Here is a 22,844-nt window from a genome sequence, read left to right on the forward strand (position 1 = left end):
CATGGAAGCCAGGATGCTGCACGTCTACCGCAACACCCCGTACGGCCGGGAAACCCTGCTCTGCTCGGCCCACTTCTGCAAGAAGCTCGACCTCACCCTGCGGGTGTACATCCCCCGCCACCGCAAGTTCCTGATCTATTTCCCCAACGAGGCCATGCAGGTGGATCTGGATTCCTCCTACATGGCTTCCCCGGACACGGCCGAGGAGCGGGTGCGGGAGCTTCTGGACGAATCCGGCGCGCGCTACGACATTCTGGACAAGCCCGGCTTCACCGCCTCCAACCTGCCGGACCTGCCCGCGGACTACGACTTCATGGCCTGCCCCCGCGTGATGAGCGAAAAACCCGCCACCATCGCCCTGGGCAAGATCGGCAACCGCGTGCGCGCCCTGCTCAAGACGGCCACCTTCCCCATCCTGCTGCACGCCTCGGTGTGCAAGCCCTGGAAATCGGTGGCCGTGCTCTTCGGCGGCTCGGAGAACGGGATCCGTTCCGTGCGGTTGGGGGCGCGGGTGGCCCGGCTCTGCGGCTGCCCCCTGGACGTCTTCACCCAGGCGGACAAGCCAAGGCAGCGGGACAAGGTGGAAAAGGCCATCGACAAGGCGGGGCTGCGCACCATCTTCGACTACGAGGTCCGCCGCTGGCACGTTTTCGAGTCCGGCGACCTGGAGGAGAACCTCTACGCCGTGCCCCACGACTCCTTGGTGACCCTTGGAGCCTACGGCCATGGCTTCATCAAGGACAACTGGTTCGGTTCGGTCATGGAGCTGGTGCAGTCCACCATGCCCAACGCCATGCTGGTGGCCGGGCCCAACTTCGTGGTGCCGGACACGGACGAGGAGGCCGCGCACTAGATGCCCGCACCCAGGCAGACGACCGGGGTGCCCGGTCCGGTGGCCTGGCACGGGGCCATCAAGACCCACGCCACTTGGCTGTTCTACTTCGCATCCATCGGCCTCATCTCCGGGCTGGGGGCCATCGCCTTCCACACCCTCACAGAGCTGGGGATGCACTATTTCCTGGACACCATGGCCGGGTACCGGCCGTCCCTGCCCGCGGGCGAACACCCCCTGCTGCCCCACACCGACACCCCCCTCATCCGCTGGATGCTCCTGGTTCTCCCCACGGCCGGGGGGCTGGTCTCCGGCTGGCTGGTCTACACCTTCGCTCCGGAGGCCGAGGGCCACGGCACGGACGCGGCCATCGAAGCCTATCACAACAAGGGCGGCATCATCCGCGGCCGGGTGCCCATCATCAAGACCATCGCCTCCACCATCACCCTGACCACCGGCGGCTCGGGCGGCCGCGAGGGACCCATCGCCCAGATCGGCGCTGGTTTCGGCTCCTTCCTGGCCTCCAAGCTGAAGCTCTCGGAGCGGGAGCGACGCATCATGCTGGCCGCCGGGGTGGGCGCGGGCGTGGGGGCCATCTTCCGCGCCCCCCTGGCCGGGGCGCTGTTCGCCTCGGAGGTGCTCTACTCCGAGGCGGACTTCGAGTCCGAGGTGCTCATCCCGGCGGGCATCTCCTCGGTGGTGGCCTACTGCACCTTCTGCCTGGTCTTCGGCTGGGGTTCCCTCTTCGCCGCGCCGGAGTTCAGCTTCTCCTCCCCGCTGGAGCTTGGCCCCTACGCCGTGCTGGCCGGGGTGCTCCTGCTGGGCGGCTGGATCTACTCCACCACCTTCTACAAGGTGCACGACGCCTTCGGGGCCATCCCCATCCCCAGCCACGTCAAACCGGCCATCGGCGGCCTGCTCACCGGCGTCGTCGGCTTCTTCCTGCCCGAGACGCTGGCCTTCGGCTACGGCGTGCTGCAGGGGGGGCTGTTCAACGAGCTGCCCATGCTTCTGCTGCTGGGCGTGGCCGGGGGCAAGATCCTGACCACCGCCTTCACCATCGGCTCCGGCGGCTCGGGCGGCGTCTTCGGCCCCTCGGTGGTCATCGGCGGCTGCCTGGGCGGGGCCGTGGGGCAGGTCTTCCAGCTGGTCGCCCCGGCCCTGGCCCCGGACCCGGGGGCCATGGTGCTGGTGGGCATGGCGGGGTTCTTCACGGCCGTCTCGGCCACTCCGGTGTCCACCATCATCTTCGTCTCGGAGATGACCAACTCCTACTCCCTGCTGCTGCCCTCGCTGCTGGTCTGCTTCCTCTGCCAGCTCCTCTCCCGCTCCTCCATCTACCGCGAGCAGGTGGCCAACAAGTTCTCCTCCCCGGCCCACGCGGGCGAGATGTTCACCGACATCCTGCAGGAGTACACCGTGCGGGACATGCTGGACCGGGTGCGCTGGGTGGAGCCGGTGCCCGAGGACATGAGCTTCCGCCGCTTCAAGCGCCTCTTCACGTCCACGGACCAGCACTACTTCCCGGTGCTGGACGACAAGGGGGGGCTGACGGGAATCTTCTCGGCCAACGACGTGCGGGCCATACTGCTGCAGCCGCACATGGACGACCTCATCAACATGCGCGACCTGGCCCGCTCGGACATCATCAAGGTCACGCCGCGAGAGGACCTGGGCTCGGTGATGCGCAAGCTGACCCAGCGCAACCTCGACGCCCTGCCCGTGGTGCGCCAGGACGACCCCCAGGCGCTTTTGGGCATGCTGGGCCGGCGGGAGGCCATCGCCTTTTACAACGAGAAGATGGCTGAACTGCGGGAGCGGGAGTAGCCCTCGGCGGTCACGCCGACGGGGAAGAACAGCGCCCCCGCCTATGGGTCAGGAGGGGCCGGCTCGTCCATGCGGCAGACCGCTCGGTTCCTGCCCTCCCCCTTGGCCCGGTAGAGGGCCTTGTCCGCCAAGTCCAGCACTTCCTCCAGGCTGCGCCGCGCTTTACTGAAATTCAACTCCGAGACGCCGATGGAGGCGCTGAGGGGTATGGTCTGGCCGCCGAAGGAGACCTCCAGTTCAGCGACCCCGGCGCGGATGCGCTCGGCAAGCTGGCACGCCTCGTCCATGGAAGTGTTGGGCGCGAGCACGGCGAACTCTTCCCCGCCGTAGCGCACCACCATGTCCGAGCCGCGCAAGATGGCGGCAAGCAAGTCCCCCATCCGCCTGAGCACCTCGTCCCCGGCGGTGTGGCCATGGGTGTCGTTGATGCGCTTGAAGTGGTCCAGATCGATCATCAAACAGGCCATGGGCTCACCGGAACGCTCATGCAGCTTGACCAGGCGGGAGGCCTCGATCTGCAGGAAACGCCGGTTGGGCAGGCCGGTGAGGGGATCGGTGACCGTGGTCCGCTCCAGGTCGGCGATGGTGCGGCGGATCTTGCCCAGCATGGCCTGGAAGGCCTGGTCCAGGGTGCGTACCTCCTTGGGCGCGGAACGGCCCGGCGGCATGGGGTCCACGGCCTGGTAGCCCTTGTCGATGAGAATCCGGGCGGTGTCCGCCAGATTCTGTATCGGGGCCACGATGGACGAGGTCAAGGAGAAGAGCACCGGCAGCAGCACCAGCAAGGTCAACCCAAGCCCCAGGCCGAGCAGGGCCAGGGTGTTCCAGAAAGCGGCCATGATCTCCTTGCGCGACATCTCCGAGACCAGCAGCCATTCGCCTTCCTTGGCCGGTCGGCTGACCACGTGGATGGCCCTCCCGGTGCGGCTGCGGTAGCGCATGCCCTTTCCCGCCCCGCTCAGGGCACGCAGGGTGCCCTGGGAAATGATGGGGATCTCCAGATCCTCGTCCAGCCGGGGAAACTGGAAAAAGCCCTTGGGGCGACCAAGGGCGCGGCCCTGGCCGTCGAAGATGTAGGAGTCGCCGGAGCGGCCTATCCGCAGTTCGGTGAGCAGTTGGGTGATGCTCTCAAGGCGCACCGAGGCGGAGGCGATTCCGGCGAAACGCCCCTCCCCGTCCCGCAGGGGGGCGGCGAAGATGATCATGGGGTCGCCCGTGGCCCGGCCGAGAATGACCTTGGAGATGGTCGGGCCGGAACGGGCCTTGCGGAAGTAGTCACGGTCCTCCACGGAGATTCCGAGGAGTGAGTCGTCCGACGCGGCGACGATTACACCTCTGTCGTCGACCGCCAAGGCGGAGGAGACACCGGGGTTCTGCTCCACGAAATCCCGGAGCAAGGGCGGCAGGTCCCCATCGCGCAGGGGCGGGTTGAAGGCCGGCAAACTGGAGAGGAATACCACATCTGTTAGTTCCTCCTCCAGCCAGTCCTCCACGAACCGCTGTTTGAAGCGCAGGTTGTCCCGCATTTCCTGCAGGCGGTTCTCCTCAACCTCCCCCTGCACGACCAGCACGAACGTGCCCAGCGCGAAGAGCACGGGCAGGCATGCCGCCAGCAGCGCGAACAGCTGCAACCGTGCTCGAATGGTGTTGTTGAACAACATGAATACGTCCTTCCCCCGAAAGACCTTCCCCCGTGGGGAAGCATAGGGGAGAACCCGGCGCGGCACAAGCGCGGGAAGGGGGAGCCGCCGGGAAACGGCGGCTACGGCCGCACGAACTCCTTGCGCGCTTGAACCACCTTCCACAGGTACCGCCGGGTCTCGGCGTAGGGGTGGTCGTGGCGCAGCTTGCGGTAGACCTCGTCCGGGTCCAGGGCATTGATGCGGGAGAAGGCGCGCTCGTGGGTGGAGGCGAACATGCGCAGCACGCTGCCCGCCCCGCCGTTATAGCCGGATATGACGGCGTACTCGCGGGACACGGGATGCGCCACCCCGTCCAGGTAGCGGGTGTCCAGCAGGTTCAGGTAGGCGGTGCCGTAGAGGATGTTGGTCTCGGGCCGCAGCAGCTCGTCCTCACCCGGGATGCCCGCGTGGCCGTGCAGGTGGCGGTAGACGTCCGCCCCGGCCGTGGTGGGCACCACCTGCATCAGCCCGAAGGCCGGGGCGTGGGACACGGCGTAGGGGTTGAAGTTGGATTCCACCCGCATGATGGAATAGATGAGGTTGCGGGAGACGCCCCACCGCTCGGCGTTCTTTCGCACCAGGGGATCGTACTTGGCGGCCCGCACCGAGACGTGGTCCTCCACCATGGGGAAGGTCACCCGCCGCGCGGTGGTCTCGCCGCCCCGCACCTCGCGCCGGTCCAGGCGATTGGCCAGCAGCCAGTCGGCGTAGCGCCCGGCCCGCCACTCCCAGCGGATGTCCTTGTCGTCGTGGTCCTTCACCTCGCCCAGCAGGTACGGGGTGTCGCCCAGTTTCACCGGCTCCGAGGAAAACAGGTCCACCGCCCGGGGGTCGTCCGGCGTCAGCAGGGTGGTCACGATGGCCGTATGCAGTGAGTCGCGCGGGGTTTCCTGGTCCACGGTCTCCACCGTCACCAGCCCCTGGTCGAAGTCCACCATGGCCCGGCTTTTGTAGTTCTGGGTGTACTTGACGTACTTTTTGGGCTCGGGGGTCTCGGCCTCGTCGCGGCCCCACTCCCCGCCCGCGGCCCGTTGCAGGGCCTGCATGATCTGCTCGAAGGCCTCGCGGAAGGCGCGGGCGTCGCGCTGCAGCTGGGCGGGATTGGCGGCGTAGGCCGCTCCGCGCCGAGCCAGGACGCGGGCGGCCGTGGTTCCGCTGGGATTGGTGGCGATGGACACCGCATCCGACACCGCGCCGCGGCAGGCGGGCAGCAGCAGGCAGGCGGCCAGGGCGGCGATGGCGGCGAGAAGGGCGGCGCGTCGGAGCATTCGGTTCCAAAGCCCCCGGGGCTGGACTTGGCGGCCGGGGGGTTGTATGCGGGGCGTCCGCCGACTGACCGGCCCGGACGCCCGCAAGGAGGATACCCGCCATGGCCGAGTGGCTCAACCAGTTCGTGATGGCCTTCATCCCGCTTTTCGTGGCCATCGACCCCATAGGCATGGCCGGCATGTTCGTCGGCCTGACCGAGGACGTGGCCGAGGCCGAACGCAGCCGCACCGCCAAACACGCGGCGGTCACCGCCCTGGTGGTGGGGCTGGGCTTCATGGCCATCGGCCGCTTCCTGTTCCAGGCCATCGGCATCACCATCGGCGATTTCCAAATGGCGGGCGGCCTCATCCTGCTCATCGTGGCCTCGCGCAGCCTGCTGGACTACGAGCGCAAGGCCACCCCCCTGTCCGAGGACTTCGGCGTGGTGCCCCTGGGCCTGCCCCTCATCGCCGGACCGGCCATGCTTTCCGCCCTGCTCGTCCTGCAGGACACCGCCGGGGTGGGCCCGACCATCGCCGCCTTGGTGGTGAACATGTTCCTGACCTGGTTCTCCATGCGCCACGTGAAGGCGGTCATGCGGGTCATGGGCAAGCGCGGCGTGCGGGCCGTGTCCAAAATCATCTCCCTGCTGCTGGTGGCCTTCGCCGTGCACATGATCCGCGTGGGCTGGCAGCGCGTCATGGACGGGGCGGTGACGTGAGGGCCCCCGGGGCCCTGCGGGCCGATCTCCTCCTGCTGGTCACGGCCGCCATCTGGGGGGCCGCCTTCGTGGCCCAGCGCATGGGCATGGACCACGTGGGGCCCATGACCTTCAACGGCGTGCGCTTCGCCCTGGGCGCGGCCGCCATCACCCCCCTGGCCCTGCGCAGCGCGGGCTCCAACCTGCCGCCCTACCCCGCCAAAAAGGCGGCCGCCGCCGCCCTGCTGGCCGGGTTCGCCCTGTTCTGCGGCGCGGCCTTCCAGCAGTGGGGGCTGGTGACCACCACCGCGGGCAAGGCGGGCTTCATCACCGGGCTGTACGTGGTCATCGTGCCGCTCATCGGGCTGGCCCTCTTCCGCCAGCGGCCCGGGGCTTGGTCCTGGATGGGAGCGGCCTTGGCCGCGGTGGGGCTCTACCTGCTCTCCATCCGGGGCGACTTCACCATGTCCTTCGGCGACTTCCTGGTGCTCATCTGCGCCCTGTTTTTCGCCGGGCACGTGCTCTGCGTGGGCCACTTCGCCCCGCGCCTGAACCCGGTGCGCTTCGCCTGCGTGCAGTTCTGGATATGCTCCCTGCTTTCCCTGCTGGCGGCCTTCATCCTGGAGGAACCGGCCTGGGCGGGCATCAAGGACGCGGCCGTGCCCATCCTCTACGGCGGGCTGGGCTCGGTGGGCATCGCCTACACCCTGCAGGTGGTGGCCCAGCGCGACGCCCCGGCCGCCCACGCGGCCATCATCCTCTCCCTGGAGGGGGCCTTCGCCGCCCTGACAGGCTGGCTCATCCTGGGCGAGACCCTGGACACGCGCGGCCTCATTGGCTGCGGGCTGATGCTGGCGGGCATGCTGGCCTCGGAGCTGGGCGGGCTGTTCGGCTCATCCAAGGAGCCCGCGCCGGAGCCCGCCGTGGCGGCGGAACCCCTGGCGGCGGAACACGCGGACCGGACTACGTAAACAGCCCGAACACCTCGTCCACGGCCCGGGCGGACACCTCGGCCGCCCGCGCCTGGAAAACCTCGTTGTGCAGGCAGCGAGTCCAGCGCACCAGCGGTTCGCGGGCCAGGGACCGGCGGAAGGGGGCCAGCCCCGCCCGGGTCCACTCCTCGGCCACCACCCCGGCCGCCGGGCAGTCCAGCGGAGCGGGCCGGAAGGCCTGCATATCCCGGTACAGGGAATCCACGAACCGCCTGGCCCGGGCCTCGGCCCCTTCGCCCTCCAGGCCGCCCAGCCGCTCGGGTAGCACGGCCACCACGCCGTCGGCCATGGAGCGGCGGGCCGTTAGCTTGGCCCGCACGTAGCCGGGGCCGAAGCGCAACAGGTTGCGGGCGTGGCGCAGCAGGTTGCCCAGGCCGGAGTCCTCGTCCCAGACCGGGTCCAGTCCCAGCAGCCCCACCGCGCGGCCCCGCGCTTGCAGCAGCCGGGCCGCCTCGATGGCCAGCTTGAGGTCCAGGCAGAAGCCGCCCAGCACCACCGGTCCAGCAGGGAGGGGGTGAAGAGGACGCGCGTGATGCGGTTCTCCGCCAGATAGTCCACCAGTTCGCGCGGGGAGTAGACCGCGCCCGGCGGGGGAATATGCAGGCAGGCCCCTTGCAGCAGCGGCCGCAGACATTCCCAGACGAAGAAGATGGAGCAGGCCTCCCGCTCGGCCTCGGCGTAGGGCAGGTGCTCGTAGCGCCAGAAGTAGGAGTTCACCGCCCCCCGGTGCGGGCAGAGGATGCCCTTGGGCTCGCCCGTGGTGCCGGAGGTCATGACGCAGTAGGCTGGGTCGTCCGGCCCGACTTCCGGGAAACGCTCCGGCGGGGCGGGCATGGCTTCCCGCCAGCCCGGATCCAGGCGCAGGGTCGTTTCCCGCCAGGGCGCTGTCAGCCCGTCCGCCCACTCCCCCGCGGCTCACACGGCCAGGGGCTGCACCGCCTCCAGGGTGCGGTCGCGGGCGGCGGGGGGCAGGTCGGTGTCCAGGGGCATGTAGGCCGCGCCCGCCTTGAGCGCGCCCAGGTAGTCGGCCATGAAGGCGGCGCTCTCTTCCATGTGCAGGGCCACTATGGCCCCCGGCCCCGCGCCGCGCTCAATTAGCCACCCGGCCACCAGGTCGGAGTCGCGGTCCAATTGGGCGCAGGTCAGCCGCTCGGCACCGTCCGCCACCGCCGGGGCGTGGGGCGTGCGGGCCGCCTGCTCGCGGAAGAGCCGGTGCAGGGTCTTGTCCAGCGGGTAGCCCCGCCGCTCCCCCTTGGCTATGGAAAGGGTTCGCTTGTCCGTCACCCGTCATCCCCCTCGGTCAGGTTGGACGAATCATGCCAGCCTGCCCTATCATGGCCCGGCCGGGAAGGCGACCCGCCGTGCGCCCGGACAACGCGGGAGGGGGACGACATGGACGACACCACGCGCCTGTGGAGCGACGAGATGGCCGCGCGGGACGCGGCCCGGGCGGGCTTTGGGGAAAGCCTGGCCCGCGACTGGCGGCGCAACGCGGGCAGCGCCAAGGGCCGCCTTATACTGACTCTGTACCGCGTGGCCCACATCTTCGCGTCCAGGCCCAGGTCCAGCCCGGTGTGGTGGCTGGGGCTGCCGTTCATGGTGGCCTACCGCCTGCTGGTGGAGTGGCTGCTGGGCGTGGAGCTGCCCGCGGCCGCCCGCGTGGGTCCGGGGCTGGCCCTGCACCACGGCGTGGGGCTGGTGGTGAACGCCTACACCGTCATCGGGGCGGACGTGACCCTTCGCCACGGGACCACCCTGGGCCACAAGTCCTCCGAGCCGGAGGCGGAGCGCCTCTGCCCCCTGGTGGCGGACGGCGCGGACCTGGGCTCGGGCTGCACCATTCTGGGCCCGTTGCGCGTGGGCCGGGGCGCGGTGGTGGGCGCGGGGTCGGTGGTCACTCGCAACGTGGAGGACGGCGGCGTGGTGGCGGGCAACCCCGCCCGCCCGGTCACGCCCAGGGAGGGCTGACCTTCCCGCCCCCACCGCGTCAGCGGCCGGGGCTTCCCGTACGCGCCCGCGTCCTGGCGCCGTCCTTTCAGCCAACGCCTCGCCGCAAAACCGTTTCCAGGCGCGGTTTTCGCTTGCCTAGCCGTTTTTTTCCGTCATATACTGGACGATGGGCTTTCCGCCCAGATCACCCTCCGGAGGACTTTGCAACGTGACCGCGACCCAGAAGAAGAGCTTCGACGTCATCATCGTGGGCGGCGGCCCGGCCGGGCTGTTCGCCGCCTACCACCTGGCCGAGCATTCCGACCTCGACGTCCTGCTCATCGACAAGGGCAAGGGGCCCAGCAAGCGCAAGTGCCCCATCGCCCAGCAGACCTACGCCGACTGCGTCAAGTGCCGCCCCTGCAACATCCTTGCGGGCGTGGGCGGCGCGGGCCTCTTCTCCGACGGCAAGCTCAACTTCATCCACATCCTGGGCAAGACCGACCTCACCCAGTTCATGCCCGTGCCCGAGGCCAAGGCGCTCATCGACGAGACCGAGGCCATCTTCAACCGCTTCGGCATGGACGCCCCGGTCTACCCCACGGACATGGACCGCGCCCGGTCCATCCGCAAGGAGGCCCGCAAAAAGGGCGTGGACCTTCTGCTCATCAAGCAGAAGCACCTGGGCTCGGACAAGCTGCCCGGCCACATCGAGACCATGAGCGAGCACATCCGCTCCAAGGGCGTGACCATCCACACCTCCGAGGAGGTGCGGGACGTGGAGGTGGAGAACGGCGCCATCACCGGCGTGACCACCAACCGGGGCACCTACGCCTGCAAAGACGTCATCCTGGCCCCCGGCCGGGTGGGGGCGGAGTGGATCGGCAAGCTGGCCGAACGCCACGGGCTGGAGCGCTCCCAGCGCGGCATCGAGGTCGGGGTGCGGGTGGAGGTCCACAACGACATCATGGCCGACCTCACGGACATCATCTACGACCCCACCTTCTTCGTGCAGACGGACAAGTACGACGACCAGACCCGCACCTTCTGCACCAACCGGGGAGGCTTCGTCTCCCTGGAGAACTACCAGGACTTCGTCTGCGTCAACGGCCACGCCTACATGGACCACAAGTCGGAGAACACCAACTTCGCCTTCCTTTCCAAAGTCATCCTCACCGAGCCGGTCACCGACAACCAGGCCTATGGCGAGTCCATCGGCCGTTTGGCCAGCCTCATCGGCGGGGGCAAGCCCATTCTGCAGCGTTTCGGCGACCTGGTGCGCGGCCGCCGCTCCACCTGGAACCGCGTCTCCAAGGGCGCGGTGGACCCCACCCTGACCGACGTGGTCTGCGGTGACATTGCCATGGCCCTGCCCGAGCGCATCCTGACCAACATCGTGCAGGGGCTGGAAAAGCTGGACGGCATCGTGCCGGGCGTGGCCAACGACGAGACCCTGCTCTACGCCCCGGAGATCAAGTTCTTCGCCACCCAGGTCAAGACCAGCGCGGACTTGCGCACGGACATCGAAGGCATGTACGTTGCCGGTGACGGGCCCGGCGTGGCCGGGAACATTGTCTCCGCCGGGGCCACCGGGCTGGTTCCGGCCAAGGCCATCATCCAGCGCAGGGCACAGGAGAACGGATGAAGTACATCGTCTTCGAGGATTTCGGCGGCAAGCGCGTCCCCCTTATCTTTCCGGAGCGCATCGGCTTCGCCGAGATGCGGGAGCAGATTCCCTACTCCACCGTGCTTTCGGCCGGGTACGTCAGCCTCATGGCCGATTGCACCTTCCACTGCCACGGGGAGTCCAAGGAGCTGCAGGCGTCGGCAGCGGAAGGGGACGGAGACCTCATCGCCTCCCACTTCGCGGAAAAGGACTGAAATTGAAATTTCAGCCCGCAACCCCCTTGCCAAGCAAGGCGAATGTGGGTAAATGTCCTTCCCTCACGACGTGCCGCGGTAGCTCAGTTGGTAGAGCAGGGGACTGAAAATTCCCGTGTCCGCAGTTCAATTCTGTGCCGCGGCACCATCGTCAATCACAAGGCCCGCGCCGAAAGGCGCGGGCTTTTTTCGTTTCGCTTCTTCCTTCCATACGGCGTAAAAAAATCCCCCGGGCCCTAAGCCCGGGGGATGAGATGCCTGTCTGTCAGGGCGAAAGCGCTCCCGGCCGCTCAGGCGGCGCGCGTCAGAATCGCGCCGGAGTTGCCACCAGCATTCCCACCGGCGTTGCCCCCGGCGTTTCCGGAGTTGCCCGGGGAGCCACCGACGCCGTGCCCCGGCCCTGCGAGCCGTCGCGGCCAAGGCCCTTGCCCTGGCCTTGGCTCTGGCCGGGCGCTCCGGCCCTGCCGAGACCCTGGTTGCCCTTGCCCTTGCTCTGGCCGGGCGCGGAATCAAGCCCTTTCCCCTTTCCTCGGCCCTGGCCGCGCGCGGCCGCCTGGGCCGCCCGGGCGCGGGAGGCCTTGGTCTCCTTGGCCATGACCTTGGCGTGGTGGGCCACGAAGGACGGCTTGCCCAGCCCGGCGAAGCCTTCCGTATCAGCCACCGTATCCTGCCCGGCGGAGACCGACTCGGTTGCGCCGCCGTTGTCCGTGGCATCGACCACCCCCTCGCTCACGGCCAGTTCAGTGGCCATGTCGGTGACTTCCATGGTGAACTCCGTGCCGCGCACGGCCGCCACCATGTGCGGGGTTTTCACTTCCAGCTTGTTGCCGGGCACCACGTCGAAATTCGCCTTCGGGCACGCCGAACCGCAGGCCCTTTCCGGCCTTCTCTCCGTCGAAGCGCACCTCGGTGTAGTCCTCGGCCCGGACCCGGACGTTCTCGTCCTCATCCGTCATCACCACGAAGCCGGTGCCCTCGATGGTGATGCTGTCGCCCTCGGCGGCCGGCTGCCCCGGCTCGGCGGGCACGGTCTCACCGCCGGACTTGGCGAGGCTGGCCTCGCCCTCAACTTCCTGCCCGGTCATATCCCCGGCCATGCCGGGTACGGCCGCGAACAAAAGCAGCAGAACCGAGGCCAGAAGCGCTCTGGCAGCACATTGGAACGTCATGAGCACACCCCTCCCACTTGGCATATGCATCTTCAATCCTTCACAGCCCATTCAACACCTTGACTCTATATCATTCATCCGGCGGACGCCAATTTCCCGGCGCTTTCAAAGAAAGAGCGATATCAACCACTTGTGGATCGAACTCCGTGCCAGACCTTTTCCAGAGGAAGGAACAGACCTGTTCAATATCCAGCCCCTTGCGGTACGGCCTGTCCGAGTTCAGGGCGTCGAACACGTCGGCCACCGCCAGGATGCGCCCGCCCAGACTGATCTCCTCGCCACGCAACTGGCGCGGGTAGCCGGAACCGTCGTACCGCTCGTGGTGCTCGTACAGGGTGCGCAGGGCGGTCTCGGACAACGGCACCGTTCCCATTATCTCCCTGCCCAACTCCGGGTGCTTGCGGATGGTGTACATCTCGTCGTAGTCCAGCTTGCCCGGCTTGTTCAGCACCGCGTCCGGAATGCCGATCTTGCCGATGTCGTGGATGAGCGCGCCCAGATAGATGTCGTCCACGGTCTCCTCCGGCAGATCCAGCCGCCGCAGGATGTCCAGGCTCAGCTTGGCCACGCGGTCCGAGTGCCCGCCGGTGATGGGGTCTCGGATGTCCACCGCCCGGAAGATGGCGTGGATGGTTTCGGTGAGCAGCCGCTTTCGCTTGCGGCTCTGCTGCTACGCGTTGAAAAACCAGGATGCCGACAACAGCGTGGTGGCGATGGTCTTGGCCGTCTCGTCAGCCAGCCTGCCCTTCCAGCCAACGAGCGTATAGAGCGTGCCCTTCCCATGCTCCTCGGCCACGGGCACGGCCATGGTCGAGGGAAAGGGCTGCCCCGCGCTTTGCACCATGACGGTGGCCCCGTTCTCCGGGGCGTCCGGGGACGAGCACGCGCCGCGCAGGGCCTCCCGCACCGGGCGGGGCAGTTCCTTTTCCCCGGCCATGGGGGAGACGAGTTGCACCCGGGTGTTGGCCTGTATCTCCGGCCAGACCGCCCGGAGATAGGCGTCCAGGCTCGGGAAGGCGGAAAGGCCCTGTCCCTGCAGGTCGTGCAGCGAGGTGATGGAGAAGGTTTTCAGGGTCCAGTCGCGGTGCATGACGTGCATGCGCGAAAGCGACGCCGCGGTGAAAGCCACGGCCATTCCGGCCGCCGGGGCCACCATGTCCGCCCAAACCAGCCACCGGGTGAAGGCCAGGACCTCCGCCCCCGCAAACAGAAGCAGAACCCCGCCGGCCACCAGCGCCCCGGGCAGGGGCCTGCGCCACAGGGCCAGCAGCGCCGCCGCCAGGGAAAGCGCCAGGGTCATCCCTGCCGCCAACAGGGGGCTGATGCGGCCCGGAACCCTCCCGTCCAGCAGGGTGGACAGCACCTCCGCGTTGAAGCGGGTGCCGGGTATCACTTGGCTGTCCACGCCGCCGTCAGGCACCACATGGAAGTCCTCCAGGCCGGAGGCGCCCATGCCCACCACGACCACCTTGCCCTTGAACGTCTCCGGCTCCACCCGGCCATCCAGCACGCGGCCGTACTCGTAGGCGGCGGGCGGGCCGGAAGAGAAATTGATCCACATGCGCCCCTGGCGGTCCAGGGGAACGGTGTGGTCGCCAATGGTCAGTCGCAGGCCGTCCCCGTTGCCCTCCAGGCCGAGCGGGGCCTGCAGCAGCCGGGCGGCCCCGGCCAGTGGCAGGGAGGGGACGTATTCCTTGCCCACCCGGCGCAAGGGCACGGCGTAGCGGATCAGGCCGTCGATGTCCTCGTCCACGTTGGTCACGCCCACGGCGCTGGCCGCCTCCCGCAGATCCTGGTAGGGCGGCAGTACCCGCATGCCGCCGTCATCCGGAACCATGTGCGCGGCCGTAACCACGCTTCCCATTGCTCCGGCCACCGCGGCCAACATCCGGTCGTCCCCGGGATCGCTGCGCTCCGGAAAGAGCACGTCCAGCAGCACCAGATCGGCGTGGCCCAGCTTGGCCAGCAGCCTAGCGTGCACCTCGCGCGGCCAGGGCCATTCGCCAAGCTGGGCGAAGGTCTCCTCCCCGGCGTGCACCACCACGATGTCCGCGCCAGTCTCGGGTGGCGGCAGCAGGGACATGCGCCAGTCGAAGGCCTGCCGCTCCAGGCGCTCCACGGCCAGGGGCCGCAGGAACGTGGTGGCGGCCCAGCGCCAAGCACAACAGCCCCAGCAGAACAAGCAACGGATAGGTCAGGCGGACGCCAGGCATGAAAAAAGGACACCCCCGTGAACGGTGAGCCTTAGCCTCCGTCAAAACGAATATCGAGAGCCCGAGAGTTCGTCATCATCCCCTCGCTCCGCGCCTGTTCCGCTTGGAATCCGGCCGTTTCCTGCCTGGAAACGGTCCCGGAGGCCGAAAAACCATACCGGCCCGGTCGGTTCGCGCGCCATCTTTGCGGTCGTCACGGTGCTTCGAAATCTCCTCCAGATTATGCCAAACGTGACATAGGAACGATACATTTTGACATTCCCGTTCGTGCGAAGCAGAGTGAGTATGGGGAAGTTTTTTTTGGCCCGTGCGGCCGCGTTCGGGTATTTTGCAACCTTTCGTATAGTGAGGGGAAAAGCTATGCGTTCCATCACCATCCGCATGCGGATGCTTCTGCTTATCGGCCTTGGCCTGCTCTTCGCGGCCGGGGTCGGGTTAAGTTTCCACCAGGAATTGCTCCATGTGGAGGACTTGGCCGTGGACAGCGCCCAGGAGTCCACCCTGAACGGCCAGAAACAGAAACTCAAGGTGGCCGTCCACTCCATGGCCGTCTCCCTGTCCGAGATGATCGCGGACGACGCAACCCGCGAGGAGCGGGTCGAGACCATCCGCAAGGCCATCGCCCCCATCCGCTTCGAGGCCGACGACACCGGCTACTTTTTCACCGCCAAGGGCACCAGCATCACCGCCCACGCCGCCGACCCGTCCCTGCACGGCAAGGATTTGGGAGCTGTGGAAGACAAAAACGGCGTCCGTTTCATGCGCAAGCTCCAGCAGGCGGCCAGGGACGGCGGGGGCTACGTGCGCTACGTCTGGGAAAAGCCCGGCGCGGGAGAACAGCCCAAGCTGTCCTACGCGGAGATGATTCCCGGCACGGACATGTGGCTGGCCTCCGGGGTCTACATCGACAATGTCCAGGCAGCCATGGATCGCATCGCCGGGGCAATCGAGGAATCCGTGGATTCCTCGATCATGTTTATGGCCGCTGGCGTAGTCGCGGCCCTGCTGCTCATCGTGCTGCCCGTCTCCCTGGTCATCTTCCGCAGCATCTCCCGCCCCCTGGGGCAGGCCACCGAAGCCGCCCAGCGCATAGCGGACGGCGACCTGGAAGTTGAAATCCAGCCCACGGGCCGCGACGAAATCACCAAGTTGCAGGCCGCCCTGCAAACCATGGTGGAGACCCTGCGCCGCAACCTCCAGGAGATCGAGGCCAAGCGCAAGGAAGCCGCGGAAAAGGCCGACGCAGCCGAGCAGGCGGCGAGTCAGGCGGACGAGGCCAGGAAGCAGGCCGTCCAGGCCAAGCAGCAGGGACTGCTGGACGCGGCCACCCGCCTGGAACACGTGGTGGAGCGGCTCTCTTCCTCCTCCGAGGAAATCTCCGCCCAGGCGGACCAGATCAACCAGGGCTCCGCCAACCAGCGCGAGCGCATCTCCGAGACGGCCACCGCAGTGGAGGAAATGAACGCCACCGTGCTGGAGGTCGCCCGCAACGCCTCCACCGCCGCCGAGCGCGCCGAATCCTCGCGCGACAAGGCCAACGAAGGACAGGAGATCGTCCGCCGCTCCATGACCTCCATGCGCCACCTGGAGGAGATCGCCTCCCACCTCAAGGAAAGCATGGGCAGCCTGGGCCGGAAGGCCGACGACATCGGCCGGGTGATGAACGTCATCAACGACATCGCCGACCAGACCAACCTCCTGGCCCTCAACGCCGCCATCGAGGCCGCCCGCGCGGGCGACGCCGGACGCGGCTTCGCCGTGGTGGCCGACGAGGTCCGCAAGCTGGCGGAGAAGACCATGGAGGCCACCAAGGAGGTGGGCGAGGCCATCCACGGCATCCAGGAAGTCTCCCGCACCAACATGGACAGCGTGGAAAAGGCCGGGGAAGCCGTTCAGGAAGCCGTGGAGCTGGCTGGGGAATCGGAACAGTCCCTGCTGGACATCGTGAGCCTGGCCGAGGAGACTTCATCCCAGGTCTCCTCCATCGCCACGGCCGCCGAGCAGCAGTCCGCGGCCTCGGAGCAGATCAACAGCTCCGTGTCCGAGGTCAACCGCATCGCCGACGAGAACGCCGACTCCATGCAGCAAACCGCCCAGGCCATCCAGGAACAGGCCGCCCAGGCGGGCGAACTGCGCAGGCTGGTGGACGACCTCAAGAGCGAGGGCGGACAGGCGGGATAGAAGCGCGCGACCCCCAATAGAGACAAAAGGCCGGGCGGTTCAATTGAACCGCCCGGCCTTTTGCTTGGGGAGGGAGGGGAAGATTTCGCCCTGCGGGCGACCAGGGCCTGCGCGGCCCTGGACCCGGGGCAAACTCACTTTGCATGTATGACGCGGGATCGGGGAAGGAGCAGCGCTGGAAGGGAGCACCCCGGCGCATGGGCTTCGGGGGGATTCCATTCCGGGGAATACCGGCCAGGCTGTTTGGCTTCTTCTGCACCTGGCGCGGAACGCGCGGAAACACCACTTCGCGCCGGAATCACCCCTCCACGGCTTCTCCCATGTGCCGCCGGGCGATTTCCATATGGCGGTCCAGTTCGCTCGCGGCCCGTTGCACGGCCAGGGCGTACTCGTCGTCCGGGTCGTTTTCCCAGGGCGGCATGGGCACGTGCACGTGGCGCGTTTCACCCAGGCGCTCGAACGAAACGCGGTACCAGTTCAGACCGCTTTCCAGTCTTCCGGCAATGCGGCTGCAACTGACGAGACGCATGGCGCACTCCATGGGCTGAATTGTCGAAAGCGGCATACAACATCCATTCGCCGCCGCCCGTCCATGGGGTGAAACCCGCATTTTGCTATTGAAGGGTCATGCAATTCAGCCGGGATGAACACGAACCGGATTCATGCCGTTTTCGTGTCTTCCGCATCCCGCGCTGTTGTCCTGTATCGGCTTCGCGAGGGTTTTGACATTCCTTCCCCACCCGGGCAGTGTCTATGATTCGAGGGGAGTTCATGTCGTTCGGGCAACCTTTTGACAACATGGCCGAGGTGTGACAAACGGCGCGCTTCGGTTTTGAACGTCAATTCACTCACGAGGTGAAAAATGCGCAACATCACCATCCGCATGCGGATGATCCTGCTCATCGGACTCGGCCTGCTCTTCGCGGCCGGGGTGGGCGGAGGATTCTACCTGGAACTGCTCCACGTGGAGGACATGGCCGTGGAGAGCACCCAGGACACGGCGATGGACGGACAGAAGGAAAAGCTCAAGGTGGCCACCCATTCCATGGCCATATCCCTGGGCGACCTCATCAAGGACGACGCCTCCCTGGACCAGAAGATCGCCACCATCCGCAAGGCGGTGGACACCATACGGTTCGAGGAGGACGAGTCCGGCTACTACTTCGTCTACCGCCAGACCACCAACGTGGCCCTGCCGCCCAACAAGGACCTGCAGGGCGAGGATCTGGGCGACCTCAAGGACCCCAACGGCGTCCGCCTGGTGCATGAGCTCTACCAGGAGGCCCAGGACGGCGGCGGCTTCGTGCAGTACATCTGGCCCAAGCCGGGCGCTGGCGACCAGCCCAAGCTCTCCTACGCCGAGATGATTCCCGGCACCGACATGTGGATCGGCACCGGCGTCTACATCGACAACGTCCAGGCCATGATGGACGAAATCGGCGGCACCATCGACGAGTCGGTAAACAACACGCTGGTCTACGTTTTCGCCGCCGTGCTGGCCGCCCTGCTGCTCATCGTGCTGCCGGTCTCCCTGATGATCTTCCGCTCCATCTCCCGCCCCCTTGGCCGGGCCACGGAGACCGCCCAGCGCGTGGCCGAGGGCGACCTGGAGGTGGACATCGAGCCTCAGGGCCGCGACGAGGTCACCAGGCTGCAGACCGCCCTGCGCTCCATGGTGGAGACCCTGCGCCGCAACCTCGGCGAGATCGAGGCCGGGCGCAAGGAGGCCGCGGAGAAGGCCGAGGCCGCCGAGCAGGCCGCCGCCCAGGCGGACGAGGCCCGCCGCCAGGCCGAGGAGGCCAAGTGCGAGGGGCTCATGGACGCGGCCAACCGTCTGGAGCACGTGGTGGAGCGGCTGTCCTCCTCCTCCGAGGAAATCTCCGCCCAGGCCGACCAGATCAACCAGGGCTCCGCCCACCAGCGCGAGCGCATCTCCGAGACGGCCACCGCCGTGGAGGAGATGAACGCCACCGTGCTGGAGGTGGCCCGCAACGCCTCCACAGCTGCCGAGCGCGCCGAGTCCTCGCGCGGCAAGGCCAACGAGGGGCAGGAGATCGTGCGCCGCTCCATGGAGTCCATGCGGCGGCTGGAACAGATCGCCTCCTCCCTCAAGGAGAACATGGGCAGCCTGGGCCAGAAGGCGGACGACATCGGCCGGGTGATGAACGTCATCAACGACATCGCCGACCAGACCAACCTCCTGGCGCTCAACGCGGCCATCGAGGCAGCCCGGGCGGGCGACGCCGGGCGCGGCTTCGCCGTGGTGGCCGACGAGGTCCGCAAGCTGGCCGAAAAGACCATGGAGGCCACCAAGGAAGTGGGCGAGGCCATCAGCGGCATCCAGGAGGTCTCCCGCACCAACGTGGACAGCGTGGAGCAGGCGGACGAGGCAGTGAAGGAGGCCGTGGAACTGGCCGGATCCTCGGAGCAGTCCCTGCGCGACATCGTGAGCCTGGCCGAGGAGACCGCCTCACAGGTGTCCTCCATCGCCACGGCCGCGGAACAGCAGTCCGCCGCTTCGGAGGAGATCAACAGCTCCGTGTCCGAGGTCAGCCGCATCGCCAACGAGAACGCCGACTCCATGTCCCAGACCGCCCAGGCCATCCAGGAGCAGGCCGCCCAGGCGGGCGAACTGCGCAAGCTGGTGGACGACCTCAAGGCCGAGGGCGGCCAAGCCTGCTGAACCCCATCAGACCATGACCCGCCGGGCGGCCACGGCCGCCCGGCGTTCATTCTCCACTTCCCTCCCTTTTGCGTAAGCCGCTTCGCTACTTGAGGCGGCTTTTCTTGCCTTCATGCCACCATCCGTTTCAGGGACGGGGTGAAGCGGCATCATTCATGCCAGGACTTTTTATGTATGTAACTCTATCATTCCATGTATGTGCCTTCACACGGCCACATTATTGCTGTAACGACGGTTTTCTTTCGCAACAGGTTTCACGCAATTGAATCAACGTGTATCAGAACGGGGGAGTTTCATGCGACGCATAACCATTCGCCTGCGCCTCATATTGCTTGTGGCGCTCTGCCTGCTTTTCGCAGCTGGCATCGGCTTCGCGCTGTATGGCGAGGTCATCGAGATCGAGTACATGGCGGCGGACAATCTCGAGGAGAACGCCATGCAGGGGCAGCGGGACAAGCTCAAGGCAACGGTCAACACCATGGCCGAGGCCCTTGGCGTCCTGGCCGGCGACGATGCCGGCAAGCTGCGCGAAGCTGTCGCCGACGCCCGCTACGAGGACGACAACTCCGGCTACTTCTTCATCGCCCGGGGCACCACGGTGGTGGCCCACGCGGCCACGCCCCGGCTGGAGGGCCGCGACATGTCCAATGTTACCGACCCCAACGGCGTCCATGTCTATGACGAGCTGGTGGAGGCCGCGGAATCCGGAGGCGGCTTCGTCAGCTTCATCTGGGACAAGCCGGGCGAAGGCGAGCAGCCCAAGCTGGCCTACGCCACCATGATCCCCGGCACTGACCTGTGGCTTTCCACCGGCGTGTACGTGGACGACGTGGAGGCCACCGTCTCCAACATGGTCACGGAGATGGACGGCCACATCGACGACACCATGCTGCTGATCACCCTGGTGGTGGCCGGAGCGCTGCTGCTGGTGGTCATTCCGCTCTGCGTGCTCGTCCTGCGCAGCATCATCGGCCCCCTGGACCGGGCCGGGGAAGTGGCCGAGCGCATCGCCGAGGGCGACCTGGACATGGAGCTGGACCCCAACGGCAAGGACGAGATCACCTCCCTTGTGACCACCCTCAAGCACATGGTCTCCACCCTGCGGGACAACCTGCGCGAAATCGACCGCCAGAAGGCCGAGGCCGCTGACAAGGCGGAGTCCGCCGAGCGCATGGCAGCCGAGGCCGAGGAGCGGAGCAAGGCCGAGGAGGCCAAGAGCCGCCAGCTTCTCCAGGCCGCCGAACAACTGGACGAGGCCGTGGAGCGGCTGTCCTCCGCCTCGGAGGAAATCTCCGCCCAGACCGAGCAGATCAAGGCCGGGGCCGAGAACCAGAAGGATCGCATGTCGGAGACCGCCGCATCCATGGAACAGATGAACTCCACGGTGCTGGAGGTCGCCTCCAACGCCTCCAACGCCGCCGAAGGGTCCCAGGAATCCCGGCGCAAGGCGGCCGACGGCCAGGAAATCGTGCGCGAGTCCATGGCCTCCATGCGGGAGCTGGACGGCATCGCCGCCGACCTGCGCGAGAACATGGGCAGCCTGGGCCAGAAGGCGGACGACATCGGCCGGGTCATCGACGTCATCAACGACATCGCCGACCAGACCAACCTCCTGGCCCTCAACGCGGCCATCGAGGCAGCCCGCGCGGGCGACGCGGGCAAGGGCTTCGCCGTTGTGGCCGACGAGGTGCGCAAGCTGGCGGAAAAGACCATGGACGCCACCAAGGAGGTGGGCCAGGTCATCCAGGGCATCCAGGACGTCTCCAAGACCAACATGGACAGCGTGGAGCGCGCCGGGAAGGCCGTGCGCGGCGCGGTGGACCTGGCCGGGCGCTCCGAAAGCTCCCTCAGCGAGATCGTGACCATGGCCGAGGAGGCCGCCAACCAGGTCTCCTCCATCGCCACGGCGGCCGAGGAGCAGTCCGCCGCCTCGGAGCAGATCAACGGCTCCGTGTCCGAGGTCAACCGCATCGCCGAGGAAAACGCCACGGCCATCCAGCAGACCGGCCAGGCCATCCAGGACATGGTCGCCCTGGCCACGGAAATGCGCGGCCTGGTGGGCCAGCTCAAGAACCAGAGCGACCACGCCTAAGCCATTCCTCTAGCAATTAAAGCACGGGGGGCATTTGCCCCCCGTGTTCATTTATTCCGACCTGCCAGTTCCTTTACAACCTCTCAGTACAGCAAAACCCCCGCCACACGTGGTCTTTGAGGCTTTTGTTTTTTGTCATTTGCTTGACAACGCAACTCCACATGTTCACAACTCGGCTGTTCGCAACTTGGATATGCAGGAAGCGCATATCCAGGTTGTCGCTTATAACAACCAATGACCATGGGAGGGGCGGGAGGTATGCGTTCATATCCTGCCCCCAGTTTGAAACAGCCTTGATTTAAGTGGAAGTCCGTGGCTTCTCAACAGGCAGGAGGTTTGCCATGAAGCGACGGAAGTGGACCCCGGAGCAGAAGACACGGGTCGTCCTCGAAGGCCTTCGAGGACGACCCGTGGGCGAAGTGTGCGCCGAGTACGCCATCTCGCAGAACCAGTACTACAAGTGGCGCGATCAATTCCTTGCCCAGGCGCACAAAGCGTTCGAGACCGAGCACGGCGCACAGCGTACGGCCAAGCTTGAGCGCGAGAACATGAAGCTCAAAAGCCTGATCGGTGAGTTGACCATTGAGCTAAAAAAAAGCGGGCCGTTCGGATGAAGCGTGGACCATATGCAAAGGTCGCCGAGCGCAACGCCGACCTCCTGGCCCGCATTCGCGGCATCAAGGCCGACCATCCGTTCTGGGGATACCGTCGGGTCTGGGCGTTTCTGCGCTTCGTGGACGGCGTAGTCGTCGGCAAAAATCGCGTCTACCGGCTCATGAGCGAGCATGACCTCACGGTGAAGCCCAACCTGCGACTCAAGGCCAAACGCAGGCCGACCGGCGTCAAGCCCCGGCCCACGCGACCCAACGAGTGGTGGGGTATCGACATGACCAAAATCAAGATTGACGGCTACGGCTGGCTGTACGTGGTCATTGTGCTTGATTGGCGCACCAAGAAGGTCGTCGGCCATTACGCCGGCGACCAGGCCAAGGCGTGGCATTGGCTCTCGGCGCTCAACGCGGCTGTCGGCAGGCAGTTCCCCGAAGGCGTGCGCGACGGCGGTCTTCATCTCATGGCCGACAACGGCTGCCAGCCGACCTCGGCGAGCTTCATGAAGGCTTGCCGCGTCATGGACATCAAACTCGCCTTCACCAGCTACAACAACCCAAAAGGCAATGCCGACACCGAGCGCTTCATGCGCACCATGAAGGAAGAGCTGGTCTGGATTAATGAATGGCGTAGCCCGACGGCCTTTTGCCAAGCCTTGGGCTCCTGGATCGAAGAATACAACCAAGGCTACCTGCACTCGGCGCTGGGGTATAAAACCCCGGTGACAACCGAGCAGGAACTGATCAACTCGCGGACTCTCTTAAAAAAGGCTTGCTAAACCGGGGGCAGTACACGGTGGGAGCACC

At 66.8% G+C, this 22,844-nt stretch carries 22 protein-coding genes and 1 tRNA gene; 13 read left to right on the forward strand and 10 right to left on the reverse strand.

Annotation, left to right across the window (positions count from 1 at the left end):
- Position 1: 1 nt before the first annotated feature.
- Positions 2-853 (forward strand): universal stress protein, encoded by an 852-nt coding sequence (locus N911_RS0106975; protein ID WP_029895656.1) that lies wholly within the window; start codon positions 2-4, stop codon positions 851-853.
- On the forward strand, positions 854-2,659 hold the full coding sequence (locus N911_RS0106980) for a chloride channel protein (RefSeq protein WP_081859080.1): 1,806 nt from the start codon (positions 854-856) through the stop codon (positions 2,657-2,659).
- Positions 2,660-2,700: 41 nt separating this feature from the next.
- On the opposite strand, the gene N911_RS17420 is transcribed toward N911_RS0106980, so the two are convergent.
- Both N911_RS17420 and N911_RS0106990 read right to left on the reverse strand, forming a co-directional pair.
- Positions 2,701-4,320: a sensor domain-containing diguanylate cyclase gene (locus tag N911_RS17420; protein WP_029895659.1), complete on the reverse strand. Its 1,620-nt coding sequence runs from the start codon at positions 4,318-4,320 to the stop codon at positions 2,701-2,703.
- 101 nt (positions 4,321-4,421) lie between these two features.
- Positions 4,422-5,609 (reverse strand): murein transglycosylase domain-containing protein, encoded by a 1,188-nt coding sequence (locus tag N911_RS0106990; protein ID WP_051694017.1) that lies wholly within the window; start codon positions 5,607-5,609, stop codon positions 4,422-4,424.
- A gap of 101 nt (positions 5,610-5,710) precedes the next feature.
- Here N911_RS0106990 and N911_RS0106995 point away from each other — a divergent pair, with 101 nt between their 5' ends.
- Together N911_RS0106995 and N911_RS0107000 are read left to right on the forward strand one after the other, a co-directional pair.
- A complete protein-coding gene (locus N911_RS0106995) occupies positions 5,711-6,310 on the forward strand; it encodes a MarC family protein (RefSeq protein WP_029895663.1) in 600 nt (199 codons plus the stop codon).
- Entirely contained in the window at positions 6,307-7,260 is a 954-nt protein-coding gene (locus N911_RS0107000; protein WP_051694019.1) for a DMT family transporter, read from the forward strand. Before N911_RS0106995 ends, N911_RS0107000 begins: the two co-directional genes overlap by 4 nt.
- On the opposite strand, the gene N911_RS18435 is transcribed toward N911_RS0107000, so the two are convergent.
- From N911_RS18435 to N911_RS0107010, 3 genes are all read right to left on the reverse strand, one after another.
- Positions 7,253-7,699 carry a hypothetical protein gene (locus N911_RS18435; RefSeq protein WP_161781600.1) on the reverse strand — a complete coding sequence of 149 codons (447 nt, stop codon included), beginning with the start codon at positions 7,697-7,699 and terminating at the stop codon, positions 7,253-7,255. The two genes, N911_RS0107000 and N911_RS18435, sit on opposite strands and share 8 nt — an antisense overlap.
- The gene (locus N911_RS17940; protein ID WP_081859081.1) at positions 7,585-8,115 is read right to left on the reverse strand and encodes an AMP-binding protein; all 531 of its coding nucleotides are present in this window, start codon (positions 8,113-8,115) and stop codon (positions 7,585-7,587) included. The genes N911_RS18435 and N911_RS17940 overlap by 115 nt, the downstream gene beginning before the upstream one ends.
- A gap of 81 nt (positions 8,116-8,196) precedes the next feature.
- The gene (locus N911_RS0107010) at positions 8,197-8,565 is read right to left on the reverse strand and encodes an AMP-binding protein (RefSeq protein WP_029895668.1); all 369 of its coding nucleotides are present in this window, start codon (positions 8,563-8,565) and stop codon (positions 8,197-8,199) included.
- Positions 8,566-8,673: 108 nt separating this feature from the next.
- On the opposite strand from N911_RS0107010, the gene N911_RS0107015 reads away from it, so the two are divergent.
- From N911_RS0107015 to N911_RS0107030, 4 genes are all read left to right on the forward strand, one after another.
- Positions 8,674-9,249 carry a serine O-acetyltransferase gene (locus N911_RS0107015; protein WP_051694021.1) on the forward strand — a complete coding sequence of 192 codons (576 nt, stop codon included), beginning with the start codon at positions 8,674-8,676 and terminating at the stop codon, positions 9,247-9,249.
- A 190-nt stretch (positions 9,250-9,439) separates the two neighbouring features.
- Positions 9,440-10,855, forward strand: a complete 1,416-nt coding sequence (locus N911_RS0107020) for an NAD(P)/FAD-dependent oxidoreductase (RefSeq protein WP_029895672.1) — start codon at positions 9,440-9,442, stop codon at positions 10,853-10,855.
- Positions 10,852-11,091: a hypothetical protein gene (locus N911_RS0107025; RefSeq protein ID WP_029895674.1), complete on the forward strand. Its 240-nt coding sequence runs from the start codon at positions 10,852-10,854 to the stop codon at positions 11,089-11,091. The genes N911_RS0107020 and N911_RS0107025 overlap by 4 nt, the downstream gene beginning before the upstream one ends.
- A 72-nt stretch (positions 11,092-11,163) precedes the next feature.
- Positions 11,164-11,239 (forward strand) — tRNA-Phe (locus tag N911_RS0107030).
- Positions 11,240-11,395: 156 nt separating this feature from the next.
- Here N911_RS0107030 and N911_RS0107035 read toward each other — a convergent pair.
- The 4 genes from N911_RS0107035 to N911_RS0107050 all read right to left on the reverse strand — a co-directional run bounded on the left by N911_RS0107035 (position 11,396) and on the right by N911_RS0107050 (position 14,442).
- Positions 11,396-11,926, reverse strand: coding sequence for a FecR domain-containing protein (locus N911_RS0107035; protein ID WP_161781601.1), 531 nt, complete (start codon positions 11,924-11,926; stop codon positions 11,396-11,398).
- Positions 11,832-12,260 carry a FecR family protein gene (locus tag N911_RS18440; RefSeq protein WP_161781602.1) on the reverse strand — a complete coding sequence of 143 codons (429 nt, stop codon included), beginning with the start codon at positions 12,258-12,260 and terminating at the stop codon, positions 11,832-11,834. Before N911_RS18440 ends, N911_RS0107035 begins: the two co-directional genes overlap by 95 nt.
- 70 nt (positions 12,261-12,330) lie before the next feature.
- The gene (locus N911_RS0107045) at positions 12,331-12,870 is read right to left on the reverse strand and encodes an HD-GYP domain-containing protein (RefSeq protein WP_051694023.1); all 540 of its coding nucleotides are present in this window, start codon (positions 12,868-12,870) and stop codon (positions 12,331-12,333) included.
- Positions 12,871-12,930: 60 nt separating this feature from the next.
- Entirely contained in the window at positions 12,931-14,442 is a 1,512-nt protein-coding gene (locus N911_RS0107050) for a CHASE2 domain-containing protein (RefSeq protein WP_029895683.1), read from the reverse strand.
- 391 nt (positions 14,443-14,833) lie between these two features.
- Between N911_RS0107050 and N911_RS0107055 the strand changes: the two genes are divergently transcribed.
- Entirely contained in the window at positions 14,834-16,654 is a 1,821-nt protein-coding gene (locus N911_RS0107055; protein ID WP_029895685.1) for a methyl-accepting chemotaxis protein, read from the forward strand.
- Between the two features lie 298 nt (positions 16,655-16,952).
- Here the strand turns inward: N911_RS0107055 and N911_RS0107060 are convergent, their stop codons facing one another.
- Positions 16,953-17,183, reverse strand: a complete 231-nt coding sequence (locus tag N911_RS0107060; protein WP_029895687.1) for a hypothetical protein — start codon at positions 17,181-17,183, stop codon at positions 16,953-16,955.
- Between the two features lie 333 nt (positions 17,184-17,516).
- On the opposite strand from N911_RS0107060, the gene N911_RS0107065 reads away from it, so the two are divergent.
- The 4 genes from N911_RS0107065 (at position 17,517) to N911_RS0107080 (ending at position 22,816) form a co-directional block, all read left to right on the forward strand.
- A complete protein-coding gene (locus N911_RS0107065; protein ID WP_029895689.1) occupies positions 17,517-19,337 on the forward strand; it encodes a methyl-accepting chemotaxis protein in 1,821 nt (606 codons plus the stop codon).
- 295 nt (positions 19,338-19,632) lie between these two features.
- A complete protein-coding gene (locus tag N911_RS0107070) occupies positions 19,633-21,429 on the forward strand; it encodes a methyl-accepting chemotaxis protein (protein WP_029895691.1) in 1,797 nt (598 codons plus the stop codon).
- Positions 21,430-21,770: 341 nt separating this feature from the next.
- The gene (locus N911_RS0107075) at positions 21,771-22,043 is read left to right on the forward strand and encodes a transposase (RefSeq protein WP_029895442.1); all 273 of its coding nucleotides are present in this window, start codon (positions 21,771-21,773) and stop codon (positions 22,041-22,043) included.
- The gene (locus N911_RS0107080) at positions 22,040-22,816 is read left to right on the forward strand and encodes an IS3 family transposase (protein WP_051693969.1); all 777 of its coding nucleotides are present in this window, start codon (positions 22,040-22,042) and stop codon (positions 22,814-22,816) included. Before N911_RS0107075 ends, N911_RS0107080 begins: the two co-directional genes overlap by 4 nt.
- Positions 22,817-22,844 lie beyond the last annotated feature (28 nt).

This window comes from Desulfohalovibrio reitneri (assembly GCF_000711295.1).
GTDB classification, from domain to species: domain Bacteria; phylum Desulfobacterota; class Desulfovibrionia; order Desulfovibrionales; family Desulfovibrionaceae; genus Desulfohalovibrio; species Desulfohalovibrio reitneri.

Excerpts from the sequence above, each read along its gene's own strand:
- N911_RS0106975 (WP_029895656.1), top strand. The coding sequence starts at position 2 with ATGGAAGCCAGGATGCTGCACGTCTACCGCAACACCCCGTACGGCCGG.
- N911_RS0106980 (WP_081859080.1), top strand. The coding sequence starts at position 854 with ATGCCCGCACCCAGGCAGACGACCGGGGTGCCCGGTCCGGTGGCCTGG.
- N911_RS17420 (WP_029895659.1), bottom strand. The coding sequence starts at position 4,320 with ATGTTGTTCAACAACACCATTCGAGCACGGTTGCAGCTGTTCGCGCTG.
- N911_RS0106990 (WP_051694017.1), bottom strand. The coding sequence starts at position 5,609 with ATGCTCCGACGCGCCGCCCTTCTCGCCGCCATCGCCGCCCTGGCCGCC.
- N911_RS0106995 (WP_029895663.1), top strand. The coding sequence starts at position 5,711 with ATGGCCGAGTGGCTCAACCAGTTCGTGATGGCCTTCATCCCGCTTTTC.
- N911_RS17940 (WP_081859081.1), bottom strand. The coding sequence starts at position 8,115 with ATGCCCGCCCCGCCGGAGCGTTTCCCGGAAGTCGGGCCGGACGACCCA.
- N911_RS0107015 (WP_051694021.1), top strand. The coding sequence starts at position 8,674 with ATGGACGACACCACGCGCCTGTGGAGCGACGAGATGGCCGCGCGGGAC.
- N911_RS0107025 (WP_029895674.1), top strand. The coding sequence starts at position 10,852 with ATGAAGTACATCGTCTTCGAGGATTTCGGCGGCAAGCGCGTCCCCCTT.
- N911_RS18440 (WP_161781602.1), bottom strand. The coding sequence starts at position 12,260 with ATGACGTTCCAATGTGCTGCCAGAGCGCTTCTGGCCTCGGTTCTGCTG.
- N911_RS0107055 (WP_029895685.1), top strand. The coding sequence starts at position 14,834 with ATGCGTTCCATCACCATCCGCATGCGGATGCTTCTGCTTATCGGCCTT.
- N911_RS0107060 (WP_029895687.1), bottom strand. The coding sequence starts at position 17,183 with ATGCGTCTCGTCAGTTGCAGCCGCATTGCCGGAAGACTGGAAAGCGGT.
- N911_RS0107065 (WP_029895689.1), top strand. The coding sequence starts at position 17,517 with ATGCGCAACATCACCATCCGCATGCGGATGATCCTGCTCATCGGACTC.
- N911_RS0107070 (WP_029895691.1), top strand. The coding sequence starts at position 19,633 with ATGCGACGCATAACCATTCGCCTGCGCCTCATATTGCTTGTGGCGCTC.
- N911_RS0107075 (WP_029895442.1), top strand. The coding sequence starts at position 21,771 with ATGAAGCGACGGAAGTGGACCCCGGAGCAGAAGACACGGGTCGTCCTC.
- N911_RS0107080 (WP_051693969.1), top strand. The coding sequence starts at position 22,040 with ATGAAGCGTGGACCATATGCAAAGGTCGCCGAGCGCAACGCCGACCTC.